At 74.7% G+C, this 23,370-nt stretch carries 21 protein-coding genes; 12 read left to right on the top strand and 9 right to left on the bottom strand.

All coding sequences use genetic code 11. The annotated features are described in order from the left end of the window. Positions 1-4: 4 nt before the first annotated feature. Positions 5-601, bottom strand: coding sequence for a hypothetical protein (locus A2CP1_RS21515; protein ID WP_015935295.1), 597 nt, complete (start codon positions 599-601; stop codon positions 5-7). 386 nt (positions 602-987) lie between these two features. On the opposite strand from A2CP1_RS21515, the gene A2CP1_RS21510 reads away from it, so the two are divergent. Next, positions 988-1,677, top strand: a complete 690-nt coding sequence (locus A2CP1_RS21510; protein ID WP_245529892.1) for a glycine cleavage system protein H — start codon at positions 988-990, stop codon at positions 1,675-1,677. A gap of 90 nt (positions 1,678-1,767) precedes the next feature. Here A2CP1_RS21510 and A2CP1_RS21505 read toward each other — a convergent pair whose 3' ends face one another. After that, positions 1,768-3,510 (bottom strand): acyl-CoA dehydrogenase family protein, encoded by a 1,743-nt coding sequence (locus A2CP1_RS21505; RefSeq protein WP_015935294.1) that lies wholly within the window; start codon positions 3,508-3,510, stop codon positions 1,768-1,770. A gap of 189 nt (positions 3,511-3,699) precedes the next feature. Beyond that, positions 3,700-5,079: an IgA Peptidase M64 gene (locus A2CP1_RS21500; protein WP_015935293.1), complete on the bottom strand. Its 1,380-nt coding sequence runs from the start codon at positions 5,077-5,079 to the stop codon at positions 3,700-3,702. A 179-nt stretch (positions 5,080-5,258) separates the two neighbouring features. Here A2CP1_RS21500 and A2CP1_RS21495 point away from each other — a divergent pair, with 179 nt between their 5' ends. From A2CP1_RS21495 to A2CP1_RS21485, 3 genes are all read left to right on the top strand, one after another. Then, positions 5,259-5,423 carry a hypothetical protein gene (locus tag A2CP1_RS21495; protein ID WP_232288304.1) on the top strand — a complete coding sequence of 55 codons (165 nt, stop codon included), beginning with the start codon at positions 5,259-5,261 and terminating at the stop codon, positions 5,421-5,423. A gap of 127 nt (positions 5,424-5,550) precedes the next feature. Beyond that, positions 5,551-5,961, top strand: a complete 411-nt coding sequence (locus A2CP1_RS21490) for a response regulator (protein ID WP_015935292.1) — start codon at positions 5,551-5,553, stop codon at positions 5,959-5,961. 121 nt (positions 5,962-6,082) lie between these two features. Then, on the top strand, positions 6,083-6,286 hold the full coding sequence (locus A2CP1_RS21485) for a hypothetical protein (protein ID WP_015935291.1): 204 nt from the start codon (positions 6,083-6,085) through the stop codon (positions 6,284-6,286). Between the two features lie 11 nt (positions 6,287-6,297). Here the strand turns inward: A2CP1_RS21485 and A2CP1_RS21480 are convergent, their stop codons facing one another. The 4 genes from A2CP1_RS21480 to A2CP1_RS21465 all read right to left on the bottom strand — a co-directional run bounded on the left by A2CP1_RS21480 (position 6,298) and on the right by A2CP1_RS21465 (position 10,350). Next, positions 6,298-7,419: an SEL1-like repeat protein gene (locus A2CP1_RS21480; RefSeq protein ID WP_015935290.1), complete on the bottom strand. Its 1,122-nt coding sequence runs from the start codon at positions 7,417-7,419 to the stop codon at positions 6,298-6,300. 51 nt (positions 7,420-7,470) lie between these two features. Then, positions 7,471-8,001, bottom strand: coding sequence for a HEAT repeat domain-containing protein (locus A2CP1_RS21475; RefSeq protein ID WP_015935289.1), 531 nt, complete (start codon positions 7,999-8,001; stop codon positions 7,471-7,473). Positions 8,002-8,012: 11 nt separating this feature from the next. Next, positions 8,013-9,623 (bottom strand): zinc metalloprotease, encoded by a 1,611-nt coding sequence (locus A2CP1_RS21470; protein WP_015935288.1) that lies wholly within the window; start codon positions 9,621-9,623, stop codon positions 8,013-8,015. A gap of 67 nt (positions 9,624-9,690) precedes the next feature. Next, the gene (locus A2CP1_RS21465) at positions 9,691-10,350 is read right to left on the bottom strand and encodes an NUDIX hydrolase (RefSeq protein ID WP_015935287.1); all 660 of its coding nucleotides are present in this window, start codon (positions 10,348-10,350) and stop codon (positions 9,691-9,693) included. A gap of 124 nt (positions 10,351-10,474) precedes the next feature. Between A2CP1_RS21465 and ilvD the strand changes: the two genes are divergently transcribed. Continuing rightward, a complete protein-coding gene (gene ilvD, locus A2CP1_RS21460; RefSeq protein ID WP_015935286.1) occupies positions 10,475-12,157 on the top strand; it encodes a dihydroxy-acid dehydratase in 1,683 nt (560 codons plus the stop codon). Here ilvD and A2CP1_RS21455 read toward each other — a convergent pair. Then, positions 12,111-13,229, bottom strand: coding sequence for an HNH endonuclease (locus A2CP1_RS21455; protein ID WP_015935285.1), 1,119 nt, complete (start codon positions 13,227-13,229; stop codon positions 12,111-12,113). The two genes, ilvD and A2CP1_RS21455, sit on opposite strands and share 47 nt — an antisense overlap. Positions 13,230-13,730: 501 nt before the next feature. Between A2CP1_RS21455 and A2CP1_RS21450 the strand changes: the two genes are divergently transcribed. The 3 genes from A2CP1_RS21450 (at position 13,731) to A2CP1_RS21440 (ending at position 15,005) form a co-directional block, all read left to right on the top strand. After that, entirely contained in the window at positions 13,731-14,051 is a 321-nt protein-coding gene (locus A2CP1_RS21450; RefSeq protein ID WP_015935284.1) for a DMT family transporter, read from the top strand. 61 nt (positions 14,052-14,112) lie between these two features. Next, entirely contained in the window at positions 14,113-14,502 is a 390-nt protein-coding gene (locus A2CP1_RS21445; RefSeq protein WP_015935283.1) for a DMT family transporter, read from the top strand. An 89-nt stretch (positions 14,503-14,591) separates the two neighbouring features. Continuing rightward, positions 14,592-15,005 (top strand): MarR family winged helix-turn-helix transcriptional regulator, encoded by a 414-nt coding sequence (locus tag A2CP1_RS21440; protein WP_015935282.1) that lies wholly within the window; start codon positions 14,592-14,594, stop codon positions 15,003-15,005. Positions 15,006-15,014: 9 nt separating this feature from the next. On the opposite strand, the gene A2CP1_RS21435 is transcribed toward A2CP1_RS21440, so the two are convergent. Then, positions 15,015-16,247 carry an RsmB/NOP family class I SAM-dependent RNA methyltransferase gene (locus A2CP1_RS21435; RefSeq protein ID WP_015935281.1) on the bottom strand — a complete coding sequence of 411 codons (1,233 nt, stop codon included), beginning with the start codon at positions 16,245-16,247 and terminating at the stop codon, positions 15,015-15,017. A gap of 271 nt (positions 16,248-16,518) precedes the next feature. Between A2CP1_RS21435 and A2CP1_RS21430 the strand changes: the two genes are divergently transcribed. The 4 genes from A2CP1_RS21430 to A2CP1_RS21415 are packed head-to-tail and all read left to right on the top strand — an operon-like array spanning position 16,519 to position 23,350. Then, positions 16,519-17,940, top strand: a complete 1,422-nt coding sequence (locus A2CP1_RS21430) for a TolC family protein (protein ID WP_015935280.1) — start codon at positions 16,519-16,521, stop codon at positions 17,938-17,940. Then, positions 17,937-19,517 (top strand): efflux RND transporter periplasmic adaptor subunit, encoded by a 1,581-nt coding sequence (locus tag A2CP1_RS21425; protein ID WP_015935279.1) that lies wholly within the window; start codon positions 17,937-17,939, stop codon positions 19,515-19,517. Before A2CP1_RS21430 ends, A2CP1_RS21425 begins: the two co-directional genes overlap by 4 nt. Before the next feature lie 3 nt (positions 19,518-19,520). Then, positions 19,521-22,802 carry an efflux RND transporter permease subunit gene (locus tag A2CP1_RS21420; RefSeq protein WP_015935278.1) on the top strand — a complete coding sequence of 1,094 codons (3,282 nt, stop codon included), beginning with the start codon at positions 19,521-19,523 and terminating at the stop codon, positions 22,800-22,802. Between the two features lie 14 nt (positions 22,803-22,816). Beyond that, positions 22,817-23,350, top strand: a complete 534-nt coding sequence (locus A2CP1_RS21415) for a methyltransferase family protein (protein WP_015935277.1) — start codon at positions 22,817-22,819, stop codon at positions 23,348-23,350. Positions 23,351-23,370 lie beyond the last annotated feature (20 nt).

The raw sequence follows: 23,370 nt of genomic DNA, 5'->3' as shown, positions 1-23,370 counted from the left end.
GGGCTCAGCGCCCGCGGACGCAGCGCGCCAGCGCGTCCGCGCGCTCGCGCAGGTCGGACGACCACGCCAGCGGGCGGAACGGGTCGGTCGCGAGCGCGAACCAGTAGTAGCCGGTGGCCGGCCCGGCCGCTCCCGCCTCCAGCCCGGTCAGCAGGGCGTCCGGGTCCCGCACGTCGATGCCGGAGGTCTTCCACAGCTCGCGCAGGTAGGCGGCGCGCTCGCCGCGGCACGGCGGCTCGGGGCGCTGCCCGGCGGGGAGGACGGCGGGCGCGGCCGGCGCCGGGGCGGGCGCGGCGTCGGAGGCCGTGCCTCGCCCGGCGCCGTCGCCCGCGGCCATCGCCAACATCGCCACCGGCTGGAACGACTCCGCCGGGACCACGCTGAAGGAGCCCACCCGCGCGTCCTCGGTGCCCTTCTCCTCCACGATCAGGTAGCCCTCGGGGAGCTCGATGCGCTCGCCCACCCGGACCGGGCGGCCCAGGATCTCCACCTGCGCGGCGCCGGCCTCGAGCCGACCCTCCACCGGTGGCTCGGGGTCTTCGGCGCGGGCCGGCAGCGCGAGGGCGGCCGCGAGCGGGATCACGAGGGCGTGGCGGAGCATCCGTGGAACCTCCGCACCGGAAGCTTGGCGGCCGCGGCGGCGGGGGCAAGCCTCGCCGGTCGCATCCGGTGGGGCGGCGCACCGGGGGGCCAGCGCCGCGCGCCCGGAGCCTCCGGCGGCGTCCGGCGCAGGTGAGGATCGCATCACCTGTCGAGGATCTCGACGCAGGGCCGAACCGCAGTGAAGGCGAGAGGTTCGCGCGGGTCGCACCCATCGTATGGTGAGCTTCTCGACGCGGCGGCTTGCCGCGGAGGATCGCAGGGGCGCGAAACCGCTGGGGTCCGCGGATGGCCTGCCCCTTGCATTGGGTCTTTCCCGGCGGAGCGGCTCCGCAGGCTCGGGGGACCCCTCCCGCCGGAAAGGCGGCAGCGGAGATGACGACCTTGATGGAGATCCTGGAAGCCGCCGGCTCGCTCCTGGTCGGCATGGGTGGGCGCCTCGCGCTCAGCATCGCGGGCGGGCTCGCGCTCGCGATCCCGGCGGTGCTCCTGGGCGTCGGGATCCACGCGCTGCGGCAGCGGCGCGCACGCGCGGTGCCCATGGAGGACGGGCTCGCCTGGCGGCCCGGGGCGTACTTCGCCCCCAACCACACCTGGCTCGCGCCGGGGCGCCGCACCGGCGAGTTCACCGTTGGTGTCGACGACCTGGCGCGGCACATCCTGCCGTCGGTGACGTCCGTCGAGCTGCCGCGGCCCGGCATGGACGTCCACCGCGGCGACCCCATCGTCGTGCTCCGCGCCGGAGGCCGGACCGTCCGCATGGGCGCGCCGGTGGACGGCAAGGTGATGCGGGTGAACCCGGCCGTGCGCCGGGACCCGGGGCTGGTGCACCGCGAGCCGTACGGCGGCGGCTGGCTGTTCACGCTCGCGCCCGCGGACGCGGCCTACATGCGCCTGCCGCAGGACCGGGAGGCGGGCGGCTGGCTCTCGGCCGAGCGCACGCGGCTGTCGCGCTTCGTCGAGTCCGAGCTGGGCCTCGCCGCGGCCGACGGCGGCGCGCTGGTCGAGCCGCTCCCCGCCGCGCTCGGCGAGGAGGGCTGGCGCAAGGTCGTGTTCGCGTTCCTGCACGCCGCGTAGCCCGGCGCGGCCGCGGTGCCCCTCGCCCGCGAACCCACGGCCCGCGCGCTCCACCGTCCCCGGGGAGCGCGCGGGCGCTTCGCGTCCGCGCTACAGATTGTCCCAGCCGTACCGGCCGGTCTCGAGCGCGTGCGCCGCGACGGCCTGGAGCGCGCCGTCCTCGTTCTGCTCGAGGCCGGCGAGCCCCGCCTCCACGCGCCGGCGGGCCTGGCGCGCGAACACCGTCAGGATGCGCCGCTCCTCCACCGCGGCCGCCTCGCCGTGGTCCTCGAGCCGCGTGGACACGCGCGCCAGCATGCAGGCGAGCGTGAACAGGTCGATCATCGCGTCGGCGAGCCGCTTGGTGAGGAGCTGCGCGCCCACGATCTTCTTGCCGTACCTGCGCAGCAGCTTGTCCGCGGCGATGGCGAGGTCGGTGGCGGCGGCCTCGAACACCGCCGCGTCCTCGGCGAGCGCCGGGTGGAGCATGGTCCACTTGCCCTTCTTGCGGCGCAGCCCGGTGGCGAGCGCGGCGCGGCGCTTCGCGTAGTCGGACATGACGCCGAAGCCCTTGATGGGATCGGCGAGCACGCCCTTCATCGACTCCGCCACGTCGGCCAGCTCCTGGCCCAGGTCGTTCACCGCGGTGAGCGCGATGAACAGCCGGAGGATCTCGTTCGTGCCCTCGAAGATGCGGTTGATGCGGGTGTCGCGGAGCGCCATCTCGTACGGCATCTCGCGCATGTACCCCGAGCCGGCCGCGATCTGCAGGGCCTCGTCGGCGGTGCGCCACACGCTCTCCGAGGCGAGCACCTTCGAGATGGCCGCCTCGACCTGCGTCTCCTCGAACCCCCGGTCCACCAGCCCCGCCACCATGTTCACGACGCTCTCGGCCGCGTAGCAGTCGATCACCATCTGGCCGATCTTCTGCTGGACGAGCCCGAAGCTCGCGATGGGCTGGCCGAACTGCTTGCGCTCCTTCGCCTGCGCCACCGACAGCTCGATGAGCCGCTTCATCCCGCCCACCGAGCCGCCGCCCAGGCCGGTGCGGCCGGCGTTCAGGATCTTCATCGCGACCTTGAAGCCCTTGCCCTCCTCGCCGAGCACGTTCGCCGCGGGCACGCGCACGTCCTCGAGCACCACCGTGGTGGTGGAGGAGGCGCGGATGCCCATCTTGTCCTCGTGCGGGCCGGTGGTGACGCCCTTCATGTCGCGCGTGACGATGAAGGCGGTGATGTGGCCGCGCCCCTCCAGCGAGGTCTTCGCGAAGACCGTGAAGAAGTCGGCGATGCCGCCGTTCGTGATCCAGAGCTTCTCGCCGTTCAGGATCCAGTCGTCGCCGTCGCGGACCGCGGTGGTCTTGATGCTGGCGGCGTCGGAGCCGGCGCCCGGCTCGGTGAGGCAGAAGGCGGCGATGAGCTCGCCGGTGGCGAGGCGCGGCAGGTAGCGCGCCTTCTGCTCCTCGGTGCCGAACAGGAGCAGGCCGCGCATGCCGATGGAGCTGTGCGCGCCGACGGTGACCGCGACCGAGGCGTCGTAGCGCCCCAGCTCCTGGATGACGCGGGCGTAGGCGGTGGCGCCGAGCCCCATGCCGCCGTGGTGCTCCGGGACCACCAGGCTGAACAGCCCGGCGTCCTTCAGGTCCTGCACGAAGCCGGGCGGCATCTCGCCGGCGCGGTCCCAGGCGCGGAAGTCGGCGCCGCGCCCGCCCAGCATGGACTTCAAGGTCTGCTGGATCGCCTCCAGGGTCTCCTTCTCGGCGCGGCGCGGCTCCGGGTAGGGGAGGAGGATCTCCTCCTCGATGTCACCCAGGGCGAGCGAGCGCATGAAGCTCGCGGTCTTCTTGTCCACCATGGCGGTCTCCGGGCTGGCGCGGGGGGGGATGGCGCCGTCGCTGATTCCAGAATCATAACGCGTCGCAGCACGACCGGAGCGCAGTCCCCCGGACGGGGTGCGAACCGTCCCGCCGAAACGACTCTGGGTCGGGAGGAAACGACTCCGGGTCGGGGGCCGACGGGGACGACGCGTCCCCGCCGGGATCCCTCACCGCGCCGTGTACAGATCGATCACCCGGCCGATCGAGCGCTGGCAGACCGAGCAGAACGGCACCGGATCGCGGGTGAACATGACGCAGTCCATCTGCGGCCGGAAGTAGCCGGTGGCCTCGTAGTTCGCGCCCTCGAACGCGCCCACCGCCTTCGAGAACCGCGCCTGGCCGAGCAGGGCGGTCTCCTCCTTCTGCTGCGCCAGGAACAGCGCGTCCATCTCGGCCTCGGGCCGGTTCTGCGCGCGGATGCGCTTGCGGCGCTCCTGGAACTCGTTCGCGCGCTTCGTGAACACGTCCTTCGGCCACGGCGTGGGGAGCGGCGTGCCCGCCGCGACGAGGTCGGCCCACTTCGCGGCCTTCGGGTCGGCGGTGACGTTCGGCTCCCACGGCTCGGGTCGGCCTTCCGGCGAGAGGTAGGCGGTGTCGGAGGTGAAGTACTCGTCGGCGAGCGCGGCCAGGTGGTGCCCCAGCTCGTGCACGAAGATGTAGCCGGCCCAGCGGTTGTCGGCGGCGACGGTGGCGTAGAGGTTGAAGATGCCGCCGCCGCCGTAGGTCTCGCCGTTCGCCAGGATGGCGAGCGCGTCGTACGGCGCGAACGACGCCACGTCGCGCATGGAGCGGTTCTCGAACGTGAGCAGGTAGCGCTCCGAGCCGAACGCGTCGTAGGTGGCCCCGACGCGGGTGCGGCGGTGCACGCCGGTGAGCGGGCGGGAGACGCCCTTCTCCTCGGCGGGCGGGCAGAGCCCCCACACGTTGAAGTCGGCCTTCCGCGAGCGGAACGGCTCGTGCTCGAACAGCTCCGCCACCAGCCGCCGCGCGTCCTTCTCGAACTTGCCGCGCTCGGCCTCGGTGTATCCGTCGCCGAGCAGCAGCAGGTCGAGCTTGTGGGCGGGGTCGCCGCTCTTCAGGATCTCGATCAGCGGCCCGGGCGAGGGCGGCCGCGACGGGTCCACGAAGCGGTCCTTCGGATCGACCACCGTGGACCAGACCTCCTGGAACGCGTTGCCGGCGCCGCGCTTCTTCACCAACACCTGCACCGGCGCGTCGGGCGCGGGGAAGCGGAGCGACTCGGAGAAGGTGCGGCCCACCTTGCGCGCGTCCTCGGTGGTCTCCCACTCTCCGTAGATGGAGGCGTAGCCGCGGGAGTAGACGACGCGGTTGGTGGCGAGGTCCCGGACCTCGAAGAAGTACTTGCCGAGGTTGGTGTCGTCGACCGGGCGCGCCGGGTTGCCCGGGAACGGCAGCGGCTCGAGCACCACCCGGTCCACCGCGAAGCGCTCCTCGGTGGCGGTGCCGGTGTGGAACAGGTCGAGGCGGAGGGTCCGGGGCTGGGAGGGGGCCGCCGACACGGCGAGCGCGACGAGCAGGGGGATCATGGGCCGGACAGTGTAGCCGCCCCGGCGGAGGTGGCGGGCCGGAGCTTCCCCACCCACCCGGGGGATCCCCTGAACGCCCGCTCGTCATCCCGAGCTAGGGGTTGCATCTCGCGAGAATCGCGGTCTACTTACGGGGCATGATGTGGCCGTGGGAAGACGAGAGCGGGGGGCGCCGTCCCGTGCAGCCCCGGGATCTGCTCGAGTTCCGGCCCTGGATGCTCGCGCTGGCCGTGTTCCTGGCCTGCGCCATCGGCATCGCCATCATGGAGCAGGCCCGCACGCCGCGGTCGATGTGGGCGCAGGCCGACGCCGCCGCCGACGTCACGCAGCAGCAGGGGCGCTGAGTTCACGCGTGGGCACCGCCGCCGTGCGCACCGGAGGGCATTCTCTGATGGGGCGGCCTCGACAGGCGACGCGTGCCGGGCTGGTCCGCGTCAGGGTGCGCGCTTAGCCTTGGCGCGAGGTCCAACCATGGCGCCCATCCGGATCCTGGTGGTGGACGACAACCACCTCATCCGAAAGCTGATCGGCCTCATCCTCGAGGGGGCGGGCTACACGCCCATCGACGCCGACTCGGGCGAGGCGGCGCTGGCGCTCGTGCACGCCGATCCGCCGGACCTCGTGATCGTGGACGAGGTGATGCCGGGCATGCTCGGCTCCGAGCTGGTGCGCCTGCTGCGTCGCTCGCGCGAGCGCCGGCTGCGCAGCCTGGCGGTGGTGGGGGTCTCCGGGCACGACGGCGCGGCCCGCGCGCTCCTGCAGGCCGGCGCCGACGCGTTCGTGGCGAAGCCGGTGGAGGAGCACCCGCTCCTCGACGCGATCGCGCGTGCGCTGGGCCGCCCGTTCCGGCCCGACGACCCGCCCGGCATGCCCGCCGCCTGAGCGCGCCGCCGTCACGAGAACGACACGATCCCGGCACCGCGGCGCCATGCCGCAGGCGCTACCTTCGCCGCGGCGCCACCGGTCCGTCACCGGACCGTGCGCCCTCCGAACCGAGGATCGCATGAACGCCCACCGGGAGTCGTTCTACCGCTGCACGATCGCGTCGCCCGAGGGGAGGCGCGTGGCGCACGTCCGCGCCTGGGACGCGCGCGAGGCGGAGGAGCTGTTCCGCGCCGAGCTCCGCGCCGACGGCCTCGAGGCCGCGGGGCCGATCGAGGTCGCCGCGCTGGGCGGCGCGCAGGGCCCGCGCGCGCTCGCGAGCTGATCCCGCGCCGGTCAGTCGATCGGCCGCGAGGGATCGTCGCGGAGCGCGCAGGCGCGCTCGACGCCCCGGGCGCAGGCGCCGGCGAACAGCGCCCCGGCGCGCGCCTCGTCGCGCGGGACGCCGGCGCCGAACCGGTAGAGCACGCCCAGGTCCGAGCAGGCGCCGGCGCGGCCCGCCTCGCAGGCGCGGCGGTACAGGTCGGCGGCGCGCGGGCCGTCCGCCGGCAGGCGCCGGCCCTCCTGCACCATCCGCCCCAGCCACGCGCAGGCGTCCGGGACCTTCCGCCGGCAGGCGAGGTCGAGCAGCGCCGGGTCCGAGCCCTCGTCGATCACCGCCTGCGGGCCCTTCAGCCAGGCCTCGGCCGAGTCCAGGCACTCCTCCGCGCCGAGCGCCGGGCACCCCTCCACCAGCAGCCGCGCGCCGCGCGCCGCCTCGCCGCGCCGCCCCTCCGCGAGCAGCACCAGCCCGAGCCGCGCGCACGCCTCGGCGCCCCCCAGCTCGCAGCCGCGCTCGAGCCGCAGCCGCGCCGCGACGGGATCCTCCGGCCCCGCGTCGCCGCGGGCGAGCCCCGCCCCGGCGGCCGCGCAGCCGTCGGCCGAGCCGAGCCAGCAGGCGCGATCCCGCAGCGCCTGCGCGCGGGCGGGCGGCGCGCCGGCGACGATCGCGAGGCAGCCCTCCGCCTCGCCGAGATCGCAGGCGCGCTCGCGAAGCCGCACCCCGCGCGCCGGGTCCGGCTCCGCCGCGGCGCGCTCCAGGCAGGCGGCCCCGGAGCCCAGCGCGCAACCCTCCTCCAGCGCCTCGGTCACCGCGCGCGCCGGCTGCCCCGCTTCGCGGAGGTGCTGCGCGAGGCGCGCGCAGGCGGCCCCCACCCCGGCGTCGCAGGCGCGGCGGTGGAGCGCGGCGGCGCCGGCCGGATCCGCCGGCCCGGCGGTGCCCGCCTCGAGCACGCGCCCCAGCTCGGCGCAGGCGAGCCGCCGCCCCGCGTCGCACGCCCCGCGGAGCGCCGCGGCGCAGCCCGGCTCCCCGCCCGGCGGGCGGGGAGCGTTCGGGAACAGGCTGGCGAGCCGCTCGCAGGCCATGGGCGGGCCCGAGGCGGCGGCGGCAGCGAGCAGGGCGACGGCGAGCGCGAGCACGGCCGGACGATAGCAGGGGTCCGGCGCGGCGACGACGATCGCGCGGGGCGATCAGCGGCGGCGCGGCATCGCCCGCTCGCACGCCTGCACCGCCGCGGCGAGCGCGCGGCCCGGCTCGCGGGCGGCCTGCGCCCGCACCGCGCCGCAGCCCTGGGCCGGCGCCCGTGCGGCGAGCGCCTCCGCCGCGGCGCGGCGCAGACGTGGGTCGCGGTCGGAGAGGAGCGGGACGAGCGCGTCGCCGAGGCCCGCCGGCGGGAGGAGCGCGCCGAGCCCGCGGACCGCACCGGCGCGCACGATGCGCGGCGCGGCCGGGTCGGCGGCGAGCCGGCGGTGGAGCGCCTCGGCCCGCGCGCCCCCGCGGGCCGCGAGGCCCTCGAGCGCCCGGGCGCGGCGGCTCGGGAGCTCGGCGCCGCTCGCGGCCGCGGCCTCCAGCAGCGGCCCGGCCTCGGGGCCGAGCGCGCGCCAGGCCTCCGCCGGGATGGGGCGGTCGATGGTGCCGAGCATGGCCCGCACCTCGTCGGCGGTGGAGGGCGCGGCGGCGAGGGCGGCGAGGACGAGGGCGGCGGCGAGGCGCGCGAGCACGGGGGCCTCCCTCAGCGGACCGCCGGGTTGAGCCGGACCACCTCACCCTGCTGCGGGGTGAGCGTGCCGCGCGCGACCGACGGATCGATCTGCCAGAACATCAGGTTGTCGCCGCCGCCGCAGCCCGAGCCGCCGGCGCACTGCGGGGCGGAGAGGAGGGCGCTGCCGCAGGGCAGCGGCGAGGACGCCGGGCGGCAGGTGCCGCAGGGACAGCCGGGCGTGTCGGCGAGCGGGTCGAGCGCGGTGCCGGTGGCCTCGGTGGTGTGGTAGAGGCCGAGCCAGTGGCCCGCCTCGTGCGCCGCGATGTACGAGACCACGTCGGTGCCGCAGGCCGCGACCGAGAACGGGCTCGCCGGCGAGCACGCGCCCGGCGCGGCCTCGGCGCCGAGGTCCGCGAGCACCACCGCGGCCCCGCTGTTCACGCCCCCGGGCACGCCGGAGGGCCCCGGGATCGAGCCGTCGAGCCCCACCACCGTGCCGCCGCTGCCGCTCGCGGACGTGGTGAGCTCGTCCACCAGGAACAGGTGGACCGCGTTGCGGGGCACCGCCAGCCGGAACAGGCGCGCGAGCTCGCTGCACGGCCCGGAGTCGTCGATGCTCGGCGTGCTCAGCTCGGTGCGCGCCCAGTCCGGCACGTCGTGGAAGGTGACGGTGCCGAGGCACACGCCCGCGCGCGCGAACAGCGACTGCAGCCCGTCGACCAGCCGGCGGAACTGCGCCGCGGTCGCGTTGGTGGACGGGTCGGCGGCGGCGTTCGCGGCGGTGTACTCGGGGTGCGCGGGGTCCGAGGAGACGAGGTAGATCTCGAGGTCGAGCGTGCCGGTGGACAGGAGCGGTCCGGCGCGGGTGACCACCTTCACGTCGTAGCGCCCCGCGGTGCTCCCGCCGGTGCAGCCGGCGGTGGTGGTGCAGGCGGCCGCCAGGTCGTTCAGCGTGAAGCGCCACGCGCCCGGCGCGAGCTGGCCGTCGGAGCGGACGCGGTCGAGCGCGGTGGTGGTGTTCGGGATCGTGACGGCGCCGGCCGCTGGGATCACCCCCGCGTAGAACAGCAGCCACTGGCTGTAATCGCGGCTGCCGTCCACGATCGGCGGCGAGGCGGCGTCGTCGTAGAAGCGCGCGCCGCCGGCGTCGAGCACGAGCTGCGGGAAGGGCGCGTTCGCGGCCGGGCCCGCGCCGGGCCAGTCCACCGCCTCGGGCGCCGTGCCGTCCACCTCCTGGAGGTAGAGCGTGAAGCCGGTGGTGCCCGGCGGCACGTCGAACGAGACCTCGTCGCCGGGCACGTGCGTGCCGCGCTCCTGCACCGGCCCGATCACCGCGGTGTTCACCGGCAGCGCACAGGGCGGGTCGGGCACGTCGGCCGGCCGCTCCGCCGGGCCGGCCACCGCGCCGAGCGCGATCGCCGGCCGGCGACCCGACGGGCTGCACGCGCCGGCCGGGATCGACGCGGCGCACACGCGCGAGAGGCACAGGCCGGAGCGGCAGTCGGAGGCGCGCGTGCACGCCTCGCCCACGCCGCGCCCGCCCTGGTCGATGCGCCGGTCGAAGCTCGGGTTGCCGCAGCCGCCGGCCGCGAGCCCCGCGGCGGCGAGCGCGACGAGCAGGGCGGCGCGCGTGCGGCTCACGCCGGGATGGTAAGCCCGCCCATCCCCGCGCGCGACGGGCCCCCCCGACGCGGGTGCCCCCCGGCCATCACCCCCGCGCGACGAAGGCCCGATCGAGGAGATCCGCCAGGATGCGGGCCGTCAGGCCCCAGACCACCCGCGCCTCGTCCGCGTGGAACGACCACACCCGCCAGTGTCCCGTCCCCGGGTCCACGTCCTCGAACGGCACCGCCGCGCGCGCCACCACCGCCGCGAGCCGCTCCGGGAGGCCGGCGGGATCCCACAGCGAGGCGCGCCGCAGCGCCGGATCGAGGAGCTGCGCCAGTGGCAGCTCGAAGTGCTCGTCCACCTCGCCGGCGGAGGCGGTGAACGCGCCGGGCGGCGCGCGCACCGAGGCGGCGACCGGCGTCACCACGTACCCGGCCACGCTGGGCAGGTCGTCGAGGAGGCCGAGCACCTCGGACGCGGCCGGCGCCAGGCCCACCTCCTCGTGCGCCTCGCGCAGCGCGGCGGCCGCGGCGTCCTCTCCGGGCTCGAGCCGCCCCCCCGGGAAGGAGATCTCGCCGCGGTGGTGCTCGAGCGCCTGTGAACGGCGGGTGAACAGGATCGAGGGGCCGCCGGCGCGGTCGAGCAGCGCGACCAGCACCGCCGCCGCCCGGAAGCCGGGCACCGCGAGCGCCCGCCGCGGCCGCGCGGCGAGCGCACGGCGCACGCGCTCGGTCGCCTCGTCGAAGCCGGGGGCACGCATCGTCCTCCATCTAACGCGACGCGCGCCGGCGCGCCGGGCGGCGAGGGGGACGCCCGCCCGTCCGCCGCGACGGCGCGCGCCGCGGCCGATTGCTTTCCACGCGTGTTTCCGCGAAAACGGGGGGATGCGCAGCGACCGGATCAAGAAGGGCTTCGAGCGTGCGCCCCACCGCAGCCTCCTCCGCGCGACGGGCCTCAACGACGGCGACTTCGAGAAGCCGTTCATCGGCATCGCCAACAGCCACATCGACATCATCCCGGGCCACTACTACCTGCAGGAGTACGGCCGGATCGCGAAGGACGAGATCCGCAAGGCCGGCGGGGTGCCGTTCGAGTTCAACACCATCGGCGTGGACGACGGCATCGCCATGGGCCACGAGGGCATGAAGTACAGCCTGCCCTCGCGCGAGCTCATCGCCGACTCCATCGAGACGGTGATGAACGCGCACCAGCTCGACGCGCTCGTCTGCATCCCGAACTGCGACAAGATCGTCCCCGGCATGCTCATGGGCGCGCTCCGCGTGAACGTGCCCACCGTGTTCGTGTCCGGCGGGCCCATGAAGGCCGGCCACCTCCACGACGGCACGCCCATCGACCTCAACACCGCGTTCGAGGCGGTGGGCAAGCGCGCGCAGGGGCAGCTGACCGACGCCGAGCTGTACGAGATCGAGTGCCAGGCCTGCCCGTCCGGCGGGTCGTGCTCGGGCATGTTCACCGCGAACTCGATGAACGTGCTGTGCGAGGCCATGGGCGTGGCGCTGCCCGGGAACGGCACCGTGCTCGCGCTCACCCCCGAGCGCGAGGCGCTGGTGCGCCGCGCCGCGCGCCGGGCGGTGGAGATCGCCGCCGACGAGCGCTTCAAGCTGCGGAACATCGCGAACCGCGACGCCATCCACAACGCCATGGTGGTGGACATGGCCATGGGCGGCTCGTCCAACACCGTGCTGCACATGCTCGCCATCTCGCGCGAGGCCGGCGCGCCGCTGTCGCTCCGCGACATCGAGGAGATCGCCGGCAAGGTCTCGCACATCGCGAAGATCGCCCCCTCGCTCGCGACCGTGCACATGGAGGACATCCACCGCGCCGGCGGCGTCCCGGCGGTGCTGCGCGAGGCGGCCCGCCGCGGCGGCATCGTCCGCGAGGGCGCGCTGACCGTGACCGGCGAGACGGTGGGCGAGCGGATCCGCGACGCGCGGACCGCCGATCCGGAGCTCATCCGGCCGCTGGAGAACGCCTACTCGCCGGTGGGCGGCCTGGCGGTGCTGTTCGGGAACCTCGCCATCGAGGGCGCGGTGGTGAAGACCGCCGGCATCCAGCCCTCGATGCGCAGGTTCACCGGCGCGGCGATCTGCTTCGACTCGCAGGACGAGGCCATCGCCGGGATCATGGGCGGCAAGGTGAAGCCCGGGCACTTCGTGGTGATCCGCTACGAGGGGCCGAAGGGCGGGCCCGGCATGCAGGAGATGCTCTCCCCCACGTCGCTCATCATGGGCATGGGCCTGGGCGAGAGCGTGGCGCTCGTCACCGACGGCCGCTTCTCCGGCGCGACCCGCGGCGCCTGCGTCGGCCACGTCTCCCCCGAGGCCGCCGAGGGCGGCGTGATCGGCCTGGTGCAGGACGGCGACCGGATCACCATCGACGTGGAGGCGCGCGCGCTGACGGTGGACGTCTCCGACGCCGAGCTGGCGCGGCGCCGCGCGGGCTTCCGGCCGAAGCGGCGCGACCCCGGCTCGTCCTGGCTCCGCCGCTACGCGCACCTCGTCACGAACGCCGCGAACGGCGCGGTGCTGCGGAGCACGGACCTGTAGGCGCGGTGTAGCGGTCCATCAGCGCGTCTCCGAAGACGTGCCGTGCCGCGAGGACGTTGTGCGGCCGGCAGACGAGCCGGACGTTGTCGATCGTCGAGGCGCCCCCCAGCGCGAGGGGCTGGACGTGATCGTACTCGAGCCGGCGCCGGCAGCCGCAGCGCTCGCCGGACTCGAGCGTCCACTCGCAGCGGCCACCCGCGCGCCGCCACACCTCCCGCTTCACCTCCGCCGGGACGAGGTCGGCTCGGGACGGACCGCGGCTCCTGCGCGGCTTCTCGACCAGGCCGTGACGCCTCGCCCGCTGGGCGAGGACGAGGTCCAGCCCGCGCTCGAGGATCTCTGCCGCGTTCCCGACCGGGCACGCGTGCCCGAGCGCGTCGGTCGCGGCCTCGAGCTTGTCGAGGAACGCCCGCGAGACGGTGAGGTGCAGGCGCGCGACCTCCGCGTCGAGCGGCTTCACGGTCTCGCGAGGTGGCGGTGGCGCCGCCGGCAGCGTGGACGACCCCCCGGTGGTCACGAGGGAAGGCGGTTCACCCGGGTGAATCACTGACCGCGGTGGTTCATCCGGATGAACCGAATGGCCGGGCGGCGCCGAGGCCGGGGAGGGTGCCGCGACGAGGGCGAGCGCCCGCGGCGCGGGCCCGGTTGCGCGGATGACGGTGACGACCTCGCGCTCCGGCACCACCGCCGCCGGCCGGAGCGCCGCCGCGACCGCCTCCGCGTCCCGGCGTGAGAGCCCGAAGAACCGCGGCAGCACCTCGGCGCGGTTCTCAGGGGTGAGCACCTTCGCCAGCTCGTTGACCGTGGAAAGGCACAGCTCACCGGAGCGAAGGGCCGACTCGACCTCCGGGAACGCCTGGATGAGCTCGGCCGCAGTCTTCCGGTTCTGGGCGGCGCCCTTGGAGAGCTTCAGCTCCCGGTGGAGGAAGTAGAACAGCGAGGTGTGGCCCAGCTCGCGCCAGCGCTGCCGCTCGTCGAAGCGGGCGAGGGCGAGGAGGAAGTCGGCCATGGCGCCGTGCTCATGTCGGAGCAGCCGGGCGAGGTCGTCGGCGAGTTGGCGTGCGGTGTCCATGCCGGAAGCATCGCACGCGAAGTTCGCGCCCCGTGAGACGCGCCAGGACCGCCCAGGGCGCACGATCGCCGTCGAGGGGTCGCGACCCCTCGTGACACGCGAACGCATCGTCGGGTCGCCGCGGCGGCGTGCGAAGAGCCCGTTCTCGCGCGCCTTCGAGCGCGAAACCTTCGCCGCTCGCGAGATGCGTCAAGCTTCACCAAAAGACAAATGGGTGCCGCCGCCGCGCAGCGCCGGAGCCGCCTCCGACCTCGCACGCGGAGCCGCGTCCACGGTCCGTCCACGCGCAGTTCGTGAGCCGATCTCTCCCCCGCGGTTCCGGTCACCCGGGGCCGCCCCCGATCCCCGCTGCCCCCTCTTGCCGTGCCCGGGCCGCCATCGCATTGCATGCACATGCAAGGACTTGACGGCTCCGGTCGCCGCGACTACATGCATGCGCAAGCAATGACACCGCGCCGTTCGACGGCGCTCCCTGAACCGAACCGACCAGGAGACCCCTTCATGAGCTGGATCCATCTCGGCGTCGCCGTGATCTTCGAGATCGCGGTGGCCATCTCCGCAGGCAATGCGCGCGGCTTCACCCGGCCGTGGTGGACGGCCGCCACGCTCGTCAGCGGCGCGATCGGCACCTTCTTCCTGAGCCTCGCGCTGCTGACGTTCGACGTCGGGGTGGGCTACGCGATCTGGACGTCGGTCGCGGGCGTCGGGGTCGTCGTGCTGGGCGCGCTGTTCCTGGGGCAGCGACTCGGCTGGCAGAAGCTCCTGGGGATCCTGCTGGTCATCGGCGGCGTGGTGGGCCTGCGGCTCAGCGGCGCCGCCTGACCGCAGGGGCCGTCATCCCTTCATTCCTTCATCCCTCCTGATCATCGACGAGGAGCGAGACGTGACGACGACGAACGAGACGAACAGGGGCAGTGGGCGGGCGTGGATCATGCTGCTGCTCGCGGGGGCCTTCGAGATCGGCTACGCCCTCAGCGTCGCCGGCAGCCGGGCGTTCACCGTGCCCGGCTGGTCCATCTCCGCCGGGGTGTTCTTCCTGCTGACGCTGTACGCGCTGAGCGTCGCCCTGCGCACGATCGACGTGGGCATCGGCTACGCGGTGTGGGCCGGCATCGGCTCGGTGGGCGCCGCGATCCTGGGCAGCGTCCTGCTCGACCAGTCGCTGACGCCGGTCCAGGCGTTCTGGCTGGCGGTCATCATCGCCGGCGTCGTCTGGCTGAAGCTCGCCGACGGCGCCCGGCCCGCGCCGGGAGCGCCCCGGGCGCGCGCCTGACGGGCGGGCGCGACCCCCGCTGCCCATTGCTTGCATGGGCATGCACGTGAGAGCATGCGCCGCATGCCGTCCGAGAGGAGCGCGCGCCGGTGACGTCGAGGCGAGGCGATGCGTGGCTCGAGCTGGTCCAGCTCGTCGCCCAGGTCGAGGCCGATCTGGGCAAGGTGCTGCAAGCCCGGCACGGGCTCGGGCTGACGGAGTTCCGCGCGCTGGAGCTGCTGGCGCGGGCTCCGGACTCCGAGCTGCGCATGCAGGAGCTGGCCGGCCAGCTGCGCCTGAACCAGAGCTCGGTCTCGCGGATGGTCGAGCGCCTGGAGCGCGGCGGCCTCACCGTCCGCGACCTGTGCCCGGACGACAAGCGCGGCGTGTACACGGTGCTGACCGAGCGAGGGCGCGCGCGGCTCGAGGGCGCGCGGCCCGACTACGCGCGGGCGCTGGAGGTCGCGCTCGAGGCGCATGGGGGCGCGAAGCTGCTGGCAGCGCGCGCGGCGAAGGCCAGGTAGCGCGCGCGGCTATCCCCTCCGCACCCACGCCGCCGCGAAGAACGCGTCGGTGCCGTCGCGGTGCGGCCAGGTCCGCAGGAAGCCGTCCTTCGTCAGCGTGCTCGCCGGCGCGTCCGGGGCGACGCGCGCGAACTCCGGGTGCGCCGCCTCGAACGCCTCGGCGACGTCCTCGTCCTCGGCGCGGCGGAACGTGCAGGTCGCGTAGACCAGCCGGCCGCCGGGGCGCACGCGCGCGGCGGCGCGCTCGAGGATCCGCGCCTGCAGCGCGGGCAGCCGCTCGAACGCGGCGGGATCGAGCCGCCAGCGCAGGTCCGGCCCGCGGCGGAGCGCGCCGAGCTCGGAGCAGGGCGCGTCCACCAGGGCGCGGTCCACCCGGAGCTCGGCCGGCGCGGCGGCGCCGTGCACCGCCACGATGCGTGCCGCGCCCGCGGCGATCGCGCGGGTCCGCAGGCGCACCAGCCGCTCCGCGTCGGGATCCACGGCGTGCACGCGGCCCGCAGGTCCCACCGCCGCGGCGAGCAGGAGCGTCTTCCCGCCGGCCCCGGCGCAGGCGTCGAGCACCGCCTCGCCGGCGCGCGCGCCCACCGCGTCGCCGAGGACCTGGCTCCCCTCGTCCTGCACCTCGAGCAGCCCCTCCTGCCAGGCGCGCAGCCCGTACACGTTCGGCCGCGGGCCCTCCACCACGAGGCACGCGCGCGCGAGCGCGCCGGGCCGGGTGCGCACGCCCTCGGCCCCGAGGCGCGCCGCGAGCGCCGCCGGCTCGATGCGGAGCCGGTTCGCCCGGAGCGCGACCGGGCCGGGCAGGCACAGCGCCGCGGCGAGCGCGTCCGCCTCCGGGCCGGCCGCCGCTTCGAGCTCGGCGTCGAGCCAGCCGGGCAGGGAGAACCGGTCGGCGCGCGCGGCCGGGGGCGGACGCGGCGGCGGGAGCGCGCCCGCGGGGACGCCCGCGAGCGCCTCGGCGACGCCCGCCTCGCGGCGACCCAGGTCGCGCAGCAGCGCCGCGAGCAGCAGCGCCGGCGGCGCCAGCGGATCGCCGAGCTGCGCGCGCAGCCGGCGGCGCCAGAGCCCCACCCCGAAGATCGCCTCCGCCACCGCGGCGCGCCCCTGGGCGTCGAGCGCCGGCCGGGCGCGCAGCGCGCGGGTCACGACCCGCTCCGCGGCGCCGCCGGCGAGCACCTCGGCGAGCTCCGGCCCGAGGCCGGGACCCGTGCCGTCGAGCGCCTCCCACGCGACGCTCGCCACCCGGCGCTCCGCGTCGGTCGTCGCGGACGGTAGGGCTGGGTTGCGAACGGGCATGGGGTCGGCGGGGCCGGGGGGCGCGGTCCGCGGCAGGATACCCCGCCGGGGCCCGATGGAGGGGGCCCTGGGTTCACGCGGGAATGCGTGACGCCGCGGGTTACACGTGACGCGTGCGGTGGGGCCGGTCCGTCGAAAACCGACGGATTTCCGCCTGATCAGGCTGCGGTCCGGCCGCCGCCGGGTGGCACGCGCGCTGCTTGGGAAGCTGCCCCGTATGAGACGACTCCGTCCCGCAATCCTGCTCCTCGTCGCCGCCGCGCCGGCCCTCGCCGCCGCGGAGGGGCGCGTCCCGCTCGACGACGATCCCGCGCTCGCCCGGCTCGTCTCGGAGACGCTCGAGGCGCGGCCCGAGCTCCGCTCCGCGCACGCCATGGCCCGCGCCGAGCACGAGCGCGTCCCGCAGGCCGGCGCGCTGCCGGATCCGGTGCTGTCGCTGGGCCTGCAGAACGACGGCTTCGGCGGGATCCAGGTCGGCAAGATGGAGACGAGCTACTACTCCATCGGCCTCGCGCAGACGTTCCCGTTCCCGGGCAAGCGCGCGCTGCGGGCCGAGGCGGCGGCGGCCGGCGCGAGCGCGGCGATCGCGTCGCTGGACCGCGCGCGGCTCGGCGCCGAGGCGGACATGCGCCGCGCCTACGTGGACCTCGTGCTGGTCCGCGACCGGCTGGCGCTCCTCGGGCGCCTGGAGGCGCTCTGGGCACGGTCGGAGGGCACCGCCCGCTCCCGCTACGAGTCCGGCGTGGGCGCCCAGACCGACCTGCTCCGCGCGCAGCTCGAGCGGACGCGCCTGCGGCAGCGGCGCGTCGCGCTCGAGGCGGAGGAGCGCGCCCGGCGGGCGGTGGTGAACCGCCTGCGCGGCCAGCCCGCCGGCGAGCCCGTCGAGACCATCGCCAGCCTGGAGGCGCTCGCCGACCCGGCGCTGCCGGAGCGCGACGCGGCGCTCGCCGACGCGGAGGCGCGCAGCCCGGAGCTGGCCTCGGCGCGGGCGGCGGCGCAGCAGGCGGATCGCGAGGCGGCGCTGGCGCGGCGCGAGCGCTTCCCGGACGTCACCCTGAGCGCGGGCCTGATGCCGCGCGGCGCGCTCGAGCCGATGTGGCAGGTTGGACTGTCGGTCCCGCTGCCGATCTTCTCGGGGCGCAAGCAGTCGCGCGCGGTGGCCATGAGCGCGGCCCGAGCCGAGAACGGCGTCGCCGCGGCGGACGCGTTCGCGCAGGTGGTGCGCCTCCGCGCGCTGCAGCGCGAGGAGTCGCTGGCGGCCGCGCTCGAGACGCTCGCGCTCTACCGCGGCGGGCTCCTGGTGCAGTCGCGCGCGACCGCGGAGAGCGCGCTCGCGCAGTACGTCACCGGCCGGGTGCCGTTCGCGTCGGTGCTCGAGGCGCTGGCCGGCACGGTCTCCGACGAGGAGGGGTTCCTCGGCGTGGCGGCCGAGGCGCAGCGGCTGTGGGTCGCCGCGCGCGAGGTCAGCCTCGACGAGGCGCTCCCGGGCGGCGCCGCGGGCGCGGGCGGGGGCATGCCCGGCGCGGGTGGTGCGGCCTCCGCCGCCGCCCCGGCCCGTGCGGCGGGCGGCGGCGCGCAGGCGGCGGCCACCGGCGGCTCCTCCTCTTCTTCCTCTTCCTCGATGGGCGGTGGCATGTGAGCGACGCGACGATCCCGACGAACCCGAACGTCCCCCCCCCGCCGCGGCGCGCGCGCGGGGCGCTGATCCTGCTCGCGGCGCTGCTCGCGGGCGCGGCCCTGGGCGGCGGCGCGGTGCTGCTCGCCGGCGGCCTGCGCGGCGGCGAGGCCGCCGGCGGCGACGGCCACGACCACGCGGCCCACGCCGAGACGAAGCAGCTCTACACCTGCCCGATGCACCCGACGATCGTGCAGGACCACCCGGGCGACTGCCCGCTCTGCGGCATGAAGCTCGTCCCCATGGAGCAGCCGCAGGGCGGCGCCGGGAGCGGCGCGGCCGCGGGGGGTGGCGCCAGGGCCGGCGCCGGCGAGCAGAAGCCGCAGTACCAGTGCCCGATGCACCCGAGCGTCGTGCAGGACCACCCCGGCGACTGCCCGATCTGCGGCATGAAGCTGGTGAAGGTGGACGGGGGCGGGGGCGCGGCCGACGTCGAGGGGCTCGCCACGGTGAGCATCGACCCCTCGCGGCAGCAGCTCATCGGGCTCCGGACGGCCCAGGTGACGCGCGGCACCGTCGGCGGCGCCTGGCGCACGGTCGGCCGGGTCGCGGTGGACGAGACGCGCGTGAAGCACGTGAACGTGAAGATCCCGGTCTACGTGGAGCGCATCTACGTGGACTTCGTGGGCAAGCCGGTGAAGCGCGGCGAGCCGCTGTTCTCGGTCTACAGCCCGGACCTGCTCGCCGCGCAGGAGGAGCTCCTGCTCGCGCTGCGCACGCAGGGCACGCTGGCGGGCTCGCGCGCGGTCGGGGGCGACGCGCTCGTCGAGGCCGCGCGGCGCAAGCTGCAGCTCTGGGACGTCCCGCCGGCGGAGATCCGCAAGCTGGAGGAGACCGGCAAGCCGACGAAGACGCTCACCTTCTACTCGCCCATCTCCGGCGTGGTGGTGAAGAAGGACGTGGTCGAGGGGATGAAGCTCGACGCGGGGGCCATGCCCTACGAGATCGTGGACCTCTCCCAGGTCTGGGTGCTCGCCGACGTGTACGAGCGCGAGCTGCGCAACGTGAAGGTCGGCCTGCCGGCCACGCTCACGCTGAACGCCTTCCCCGACCACCCGTTCAAGGGGAAGGTGTCGTTCATCGACCCGCTGCTCGATCCCAAGACGCGCACGGTGAAGGTCCGGCTCGCGTTCGCGAACCCGACCGGCGAGCTCAGGCCGGAGATGTTCGGCGAGGTGGTCCTGCAGGGGAAGGCGCGCGAGGGGCTGCGCGTGCCGGCCGACGCGGTGATCGACTCGGGCACGCAGAGCGTGGTGTTCGTGGCGCTCGAGGAGGGCAAGTTCCAGCCGCGCGCGGTGAAGCTCGGCGCGTCCGACGGCACCTCCGTCGAGGTCGTCTCGGGCCTGCACGAGGGCGAGAAGGTCGTCACCCGGGCGAACTTCCTCATCGACTCGGAGTCGCGGCTGCGCGCCTCGCTCGCGGCGCTCGCGCCGTCCGGCGGCGCGCCGGCGGCTCCGGCCGCGGCGACGCCGGCCGACGCGGGCGAGGCGTCCGGCGGCGCGGACGCGGGCTCCGGCCACGCCGGGCACGGAGGGCGGTGAGCCATGATCAAGGCCATCATCCGCTTCTCCGCGCACAACAAGTACCTGGTCATCGCGGCCACGGTGGTGGCGCTGGTCGGCGCGTGGTGGACGATGCGGAACATCCCGCTCGACGCGCTGCCGGACCAGTCCGACACCCAGGTCATCGTCTACTCGCAGTGGGATCGCAGCCCGGACATCATCGAGGACCAGGTCACGTATCCGATCACCACGGCGCTGCTCGGCGCGCCGAAGGTGAAGGCGATCCGCGGCTTCTCCGACTTCGGCTTCAGCTACGTCTACGTCATCTTCGAGGACGGGACCGACCTCTACTGGGCGCGCACCCGCGTGCTCGAGTACCTCTCCAAGATCCAGCCGCAGCTCCCGGCCGGCGTGAAGACCGAGCTCGGCCCGGACGCGACCGGCGTCGGCTGGATCTTCCAGTACGCGCTTGTGGACCGCTCCGGGCAGCACTCGTCGGACGAGCTCCGCTCCTACCAGGACTGGTTCCTGCGCTACTCCGTCCAGAGCGTGCCGGGCGTGTCGGAGGTCGCCACGGTGGGCGGCCAGGTCCGGCAGTACCAGGTGACCGTCAACCCGAACGCGCTCGCCGCCTACAAGCTGCCGCTCGACGCGGTGGTGCAGGCGGTCCGCGCCGGCAACAACGACGTGGGCGGCCGCCTGGTGGAGCTGGCGGGCCGGGAGTACATGGTTCGCGGCCGCGGCTACGTGAAGACCATCGCGGACCTCGAGAACATCGTGCTCAAGGCGGAGGGCGGCACGCCGGTCCTGGTGAAGGACGTGGCCACGGTGGCGCTCGGCCCGGAGATGCGACGCGGGGTGGCCGACCTCGACGGCGAGGGCGACGTGGTGGGCGGCATCGTGGTGATGCGCCACGGCGAGAACGCCCTCAACGTGATCCACCGCGTGAAGGCCAAGCTCGAGGAGGTGAAGCCGTCGCTGCCGAAGGGCGTCGAGGTGGTCACCACCTACGATCGGTCCGAGCTCATCGACCACGCCATCGAGACGGTGACGCACAAGGTGATCGAGGAGGTGATCATCGTCTCGATCATCATCCTCATCTTCCTGTGGCACATCCCGTCGGCGATCATCCCCATCGTCACCATCCCGGTGTCGGTCGCGCTCTCGTTCATCCCCATGTACCTGATGGGCCTGAACGCGAACCTGATGTCGCTCTCCGGGATCGCGATCTCGATCGGCGTGCTGGTGGACGGCGCCATCGTCGAGGTCGAGAACGCCTACAACAAGATCCACCACTGGATACAGGACGGGAAGAAGGGCGACTTCCACGAGGTCCGCCTCGAGGCGCTCCTCGAGGTCGGGCCGGGGGTGTTCTTCTCGCTGCTCGTCATCGCGGTCGCGTTCATGCCGGTGTTCACCCTGGTGGATCAAGAGGGACGGCTGTTCCGGCCGCTCGCGTACTCGAAGAACCTCGCCATGGCGATCGCGGCGCTGCTCGCGATCACGCTCGACCCGGCCATGCGCATGCTGTTCGCGCGCATCGAGCCGTACACCTTCCGGCCCCGCTTCGCCTCGGCGATCGCCACCCGCGTGCTGGTGGGCAGGTACTACTCGGAGGAAGGCCACCCCATCTCGCGCGTCCTGCACCACCTGTACGAGCGCCCCTGCCGCTTCGTGGTCCGCCACGCCAAGGCCACCATCGCGGTGAGCGCGCTGCTCGTGCTCACCACCATCCCGGTGTTCCGGCACCTCGGCTCGGAGTACATGCCGCCGCTGCGCGAGGGGACGATCCTCTACATGCCGAGCGCGGTCGAGCCGGGCATGTCGGTGGCCGAGGCGCAGAAGGCGCTGCAGGTGCAGGACAAGATCCTGAAGACCTTCCCCGAGGTGGAGCGCGTCTTCGGGAAGGCGGGCCGCGCCAACACCTCCACCGACCCGGCGCCGTTCACCATGATGGAGACGACCATCATCCTGAAGCCGGAGCGCGAGTGGCGCGAGCACCCGCGCTGGTACTCGTCCTGGGCGCCGGAGTGGCTGAAGGCGGGCCTGCGCCCGTTCTGGCGCGACCGGATCTCGTACGAGGAGCTCGAGCACGAGATGGACCAGGCGCTGCAGCTCCCCGGCATCTCGAACGCCTGGACCATGCCGATCAAGGGGCGCAACGACATGCTCTCGACCGGCATCCGCACGCCCATCGGCATCAAGGTGGCGGGCGCGGACCTGGCCGAGATCGAGAAGATCGGCCTCGACGTCGAGGCGGCGCTCACCAAGGTGCCCGGCACCCGCAGCGTCTACGCGGAGCGCGTGGCCGGCGGCTACTTCCTCGACTTCGTGCTGAAGCGCGACCAGCTCGCCCGCTACGGGCTGAGCGTGGACGCCGCGAACATGATGGTCATGACCGCGGTGGGCGGCGACAACCAGTCCACCACCGTGATGGGCCGCGAGCGCTACGGCATCAACGTCCGCTACGCGCGCGACTACCGCGAGGACCTCCAGTCGCTCCGGCGCGTGCTGCTGCCGCTGCCGGGCGGCCAGGGCCAGATCCCCATGGAGGAGATCGCCGACGTGGAGCTGGCGCAGGGCCCGTCGATGATCCGCGACGAGAACGGCCTGCTGGCCGGCTACGTCTTCGTGGACTTCGACACCTCGAAGGTGGACGTGGGCAGCTACGTCGAGCAGGCGAAGAAGGCGGTCGCGGCGGGCGTGAAGACGCCCACCGGCTACTCGATGACCTGGAGCGGCCAGTACGAGAACATGATGCGCGTGAACGAGCGGCTGAAGCTCATCCTGCCCATCACGCTCGTGCTCATCTTCTTCCTGCTCTACATGAACACCCGGAGCACCTTCAAGGCGAGCGTCATCATGCTGGCGGTGCCGTTCTCCGCCATCGGCGCCATCTGGCTGCTGTGGATGCTCGACTACAACATGTCGATCGCGGTCTGGGTCGGGCTCATCGCGCTGATGGGGCTCGACGCCGAGACCGGGGTGTTCATGCTGCTGTTCCTCGACCTCTCCCACGACGAGTACAAGAAGAAGGGGCTGCTGCGCACCGAGAGCGACCTGGTGGAGGCGATCATCCACGGCGCGGTGAAGCGCGTGCGGCCGAAGGCGATGACCGTGCTCGCCGCCATGCTGGGCCTGCTGCCGATCATGTGGTCCACCGGCACCGGCGCGGATCTCATGAAGCGCATCGCCGCGCCCATGGTGGGCGGCCTGGTGACGAGCTTCCTCCTCGAGCTGACCGTGTACCCGGCCATCTACTTCCTCTGGAAGCGCAAGGAGGTCGTGAAGGACGGCCAGGCCACCCCGGCCATCGCCGCCTGACGCCCGGAGCCCGCGTGGAATCCCTGCTCTCCGCCGAAGGCAGCCTCACCCTCGCGATCTCCGCGCTCGCGATCGTGCTCGGGTACCGCTTCACGCTGCCGGAGCGCGGGCGCGACTTCGCGGGCATCCTGGTGTACGTCGCGGCGATCGCCGTGACCCTCGCGGCCGCGTACGGGTTCGTCCCGCGCGCGGGCGCCGTCGATCCCGGGCTGGCCGGCCGCATCCCGGGCGGCCTGCTGCTGGTCGCCGGCTTCCTCCTGGCGGGCGCCTCGTTCCGCGCCCGGCTGGAGGCGGGCCGGGGACGGCTCGCGACCGGTGGCCCGTACGCGCGCATCCGCCACCCGCTCTACCTCGGGCTCGGCATGGTGCTCGCGGGCCACCTCCTGCGCCTGCCCTCGAGCGCCGGGCTCCTCTCGACCGCGCTCGCGCTCGCGAGCTACGGCTTCGCCGCCGCCGCCGAGGAGCGCGAGGCGGCGGCGCGGTTCGGCGCCGAGTGGGAGGCGTACGCGCGGCGGACCGGCGCGGTGGTGCCGCGGCGCGCCGGGTGAGCGCCGCGGGCGGGGCGCCC

The organism is Anaeromyxobacter dehalogenans 2CP-1 (assembly GCF_000022145.1).
Taxonomy (GTDB): Bacteria; Myxococcota; Myxococcia; order Myxococcales; family Anaeromyxobacteraceae; genus Anaeromyxobacter; species Anaeromyxobacter dehalogenans.
Note: the sequence above shows the minus strand (reverse complement) of the source record. Positions and strands in the feature narration are given on the sequence as shown.

What these genes read in the sequence shown, in the direction of transcription:
- A2CP1_RS21515 (WP_015935295.1), bottom strand. Translation starts at nt 601, where the DNA reads ATGCTCCGCCACGCCCTCGTGATCCCGCTCGCGGCCGCCCTCGCGCTG.
- A2CP1_RS21510 (WP_245529892.1), top strand. Translation starts at nt 988, where the DNA reads ATGGAGATCCTGGAAGCCGCCGGCTCGCTCCTGGTCGGCATGGGTGGG.
- A2CP1_RS21505 (WP_015935294.1), bottom strand. Translation starts at nt 3,510, where the DNA reads ATGGTGGACAAGAAGACCGCGAGCTTCATGCGCTCGCTCGCCCTGGGT.
- A2CP1_RS21500 (WP_015935293.1), bottom strand. Translation starts at nt 5,079, where the DNA reads ATGATCCCCCTGCTCGTCGCGCTCGCCGTGTCGGCGGCCCCCTCCCAG.
- A2CP1_RS21490 (WP_015935292.1), top strand. Translation starts at nt 5,551, where the DNA reads ATGGCGCCCATCCGGATCCTGGTGGTGGACGACAACCACCTCATCCGA.
- A2CP1_RS21485 (WP_015935291.1), top strand. Translation starts at nt 6,083, where the DNA reads ATGAACGCCCACCGGGAGTCGTTCTACCGCTGCACGATCGCGTCGCCC.
- A2CP1_RS21465 (WP_015935287.1), bottom strand. Translation starts at nt 10,350, where the DNA reads ATGCGTGCCCCCGGCTTCGACGAGGCGACCGAGCGCGTGCGCCGTGCG.
- ilvD (WP_015935286.1), top strand. Translation starts at nt 10,475, where the DNA reads ATGCGCAGCGACCGGATCAAGAAGGGCTTCGAGCGTGCGCCCCACCGC.
- A2CP1_RS21455 (WP_015935285.1), bottom strand. Translation starts at nt 13,229, where the DNA reads ATGGACACCGCACGCCAACTCGCCGACGACCTCGCCCGGCTGCTCCGA.
- A2CP1_RS21450 (WP_015935284.1), top strand. Translation starts at nt 13,731, where the DNA reads ATGAGCTGGATCCATCTCGGCGTCGCCGTGATCTTCGAGATCGCGGTG.
- A2CP1_RS21430 (WP_015935280.1), top strand. Translation starts at nt 16,519, where the DNA reads ATGAGACGACTCCGTCCCGCAATCCTGCTCCTCGTCGCCGCCGCGCCG.
- A2CP1_RS21420 (WP_015935278.1), top strand. Translation starts at nt 19,521, where the DNA reads ATGATCAAGGCCATCATCCGCTTCTCCGCGCACAACAAGTACCTGGTC.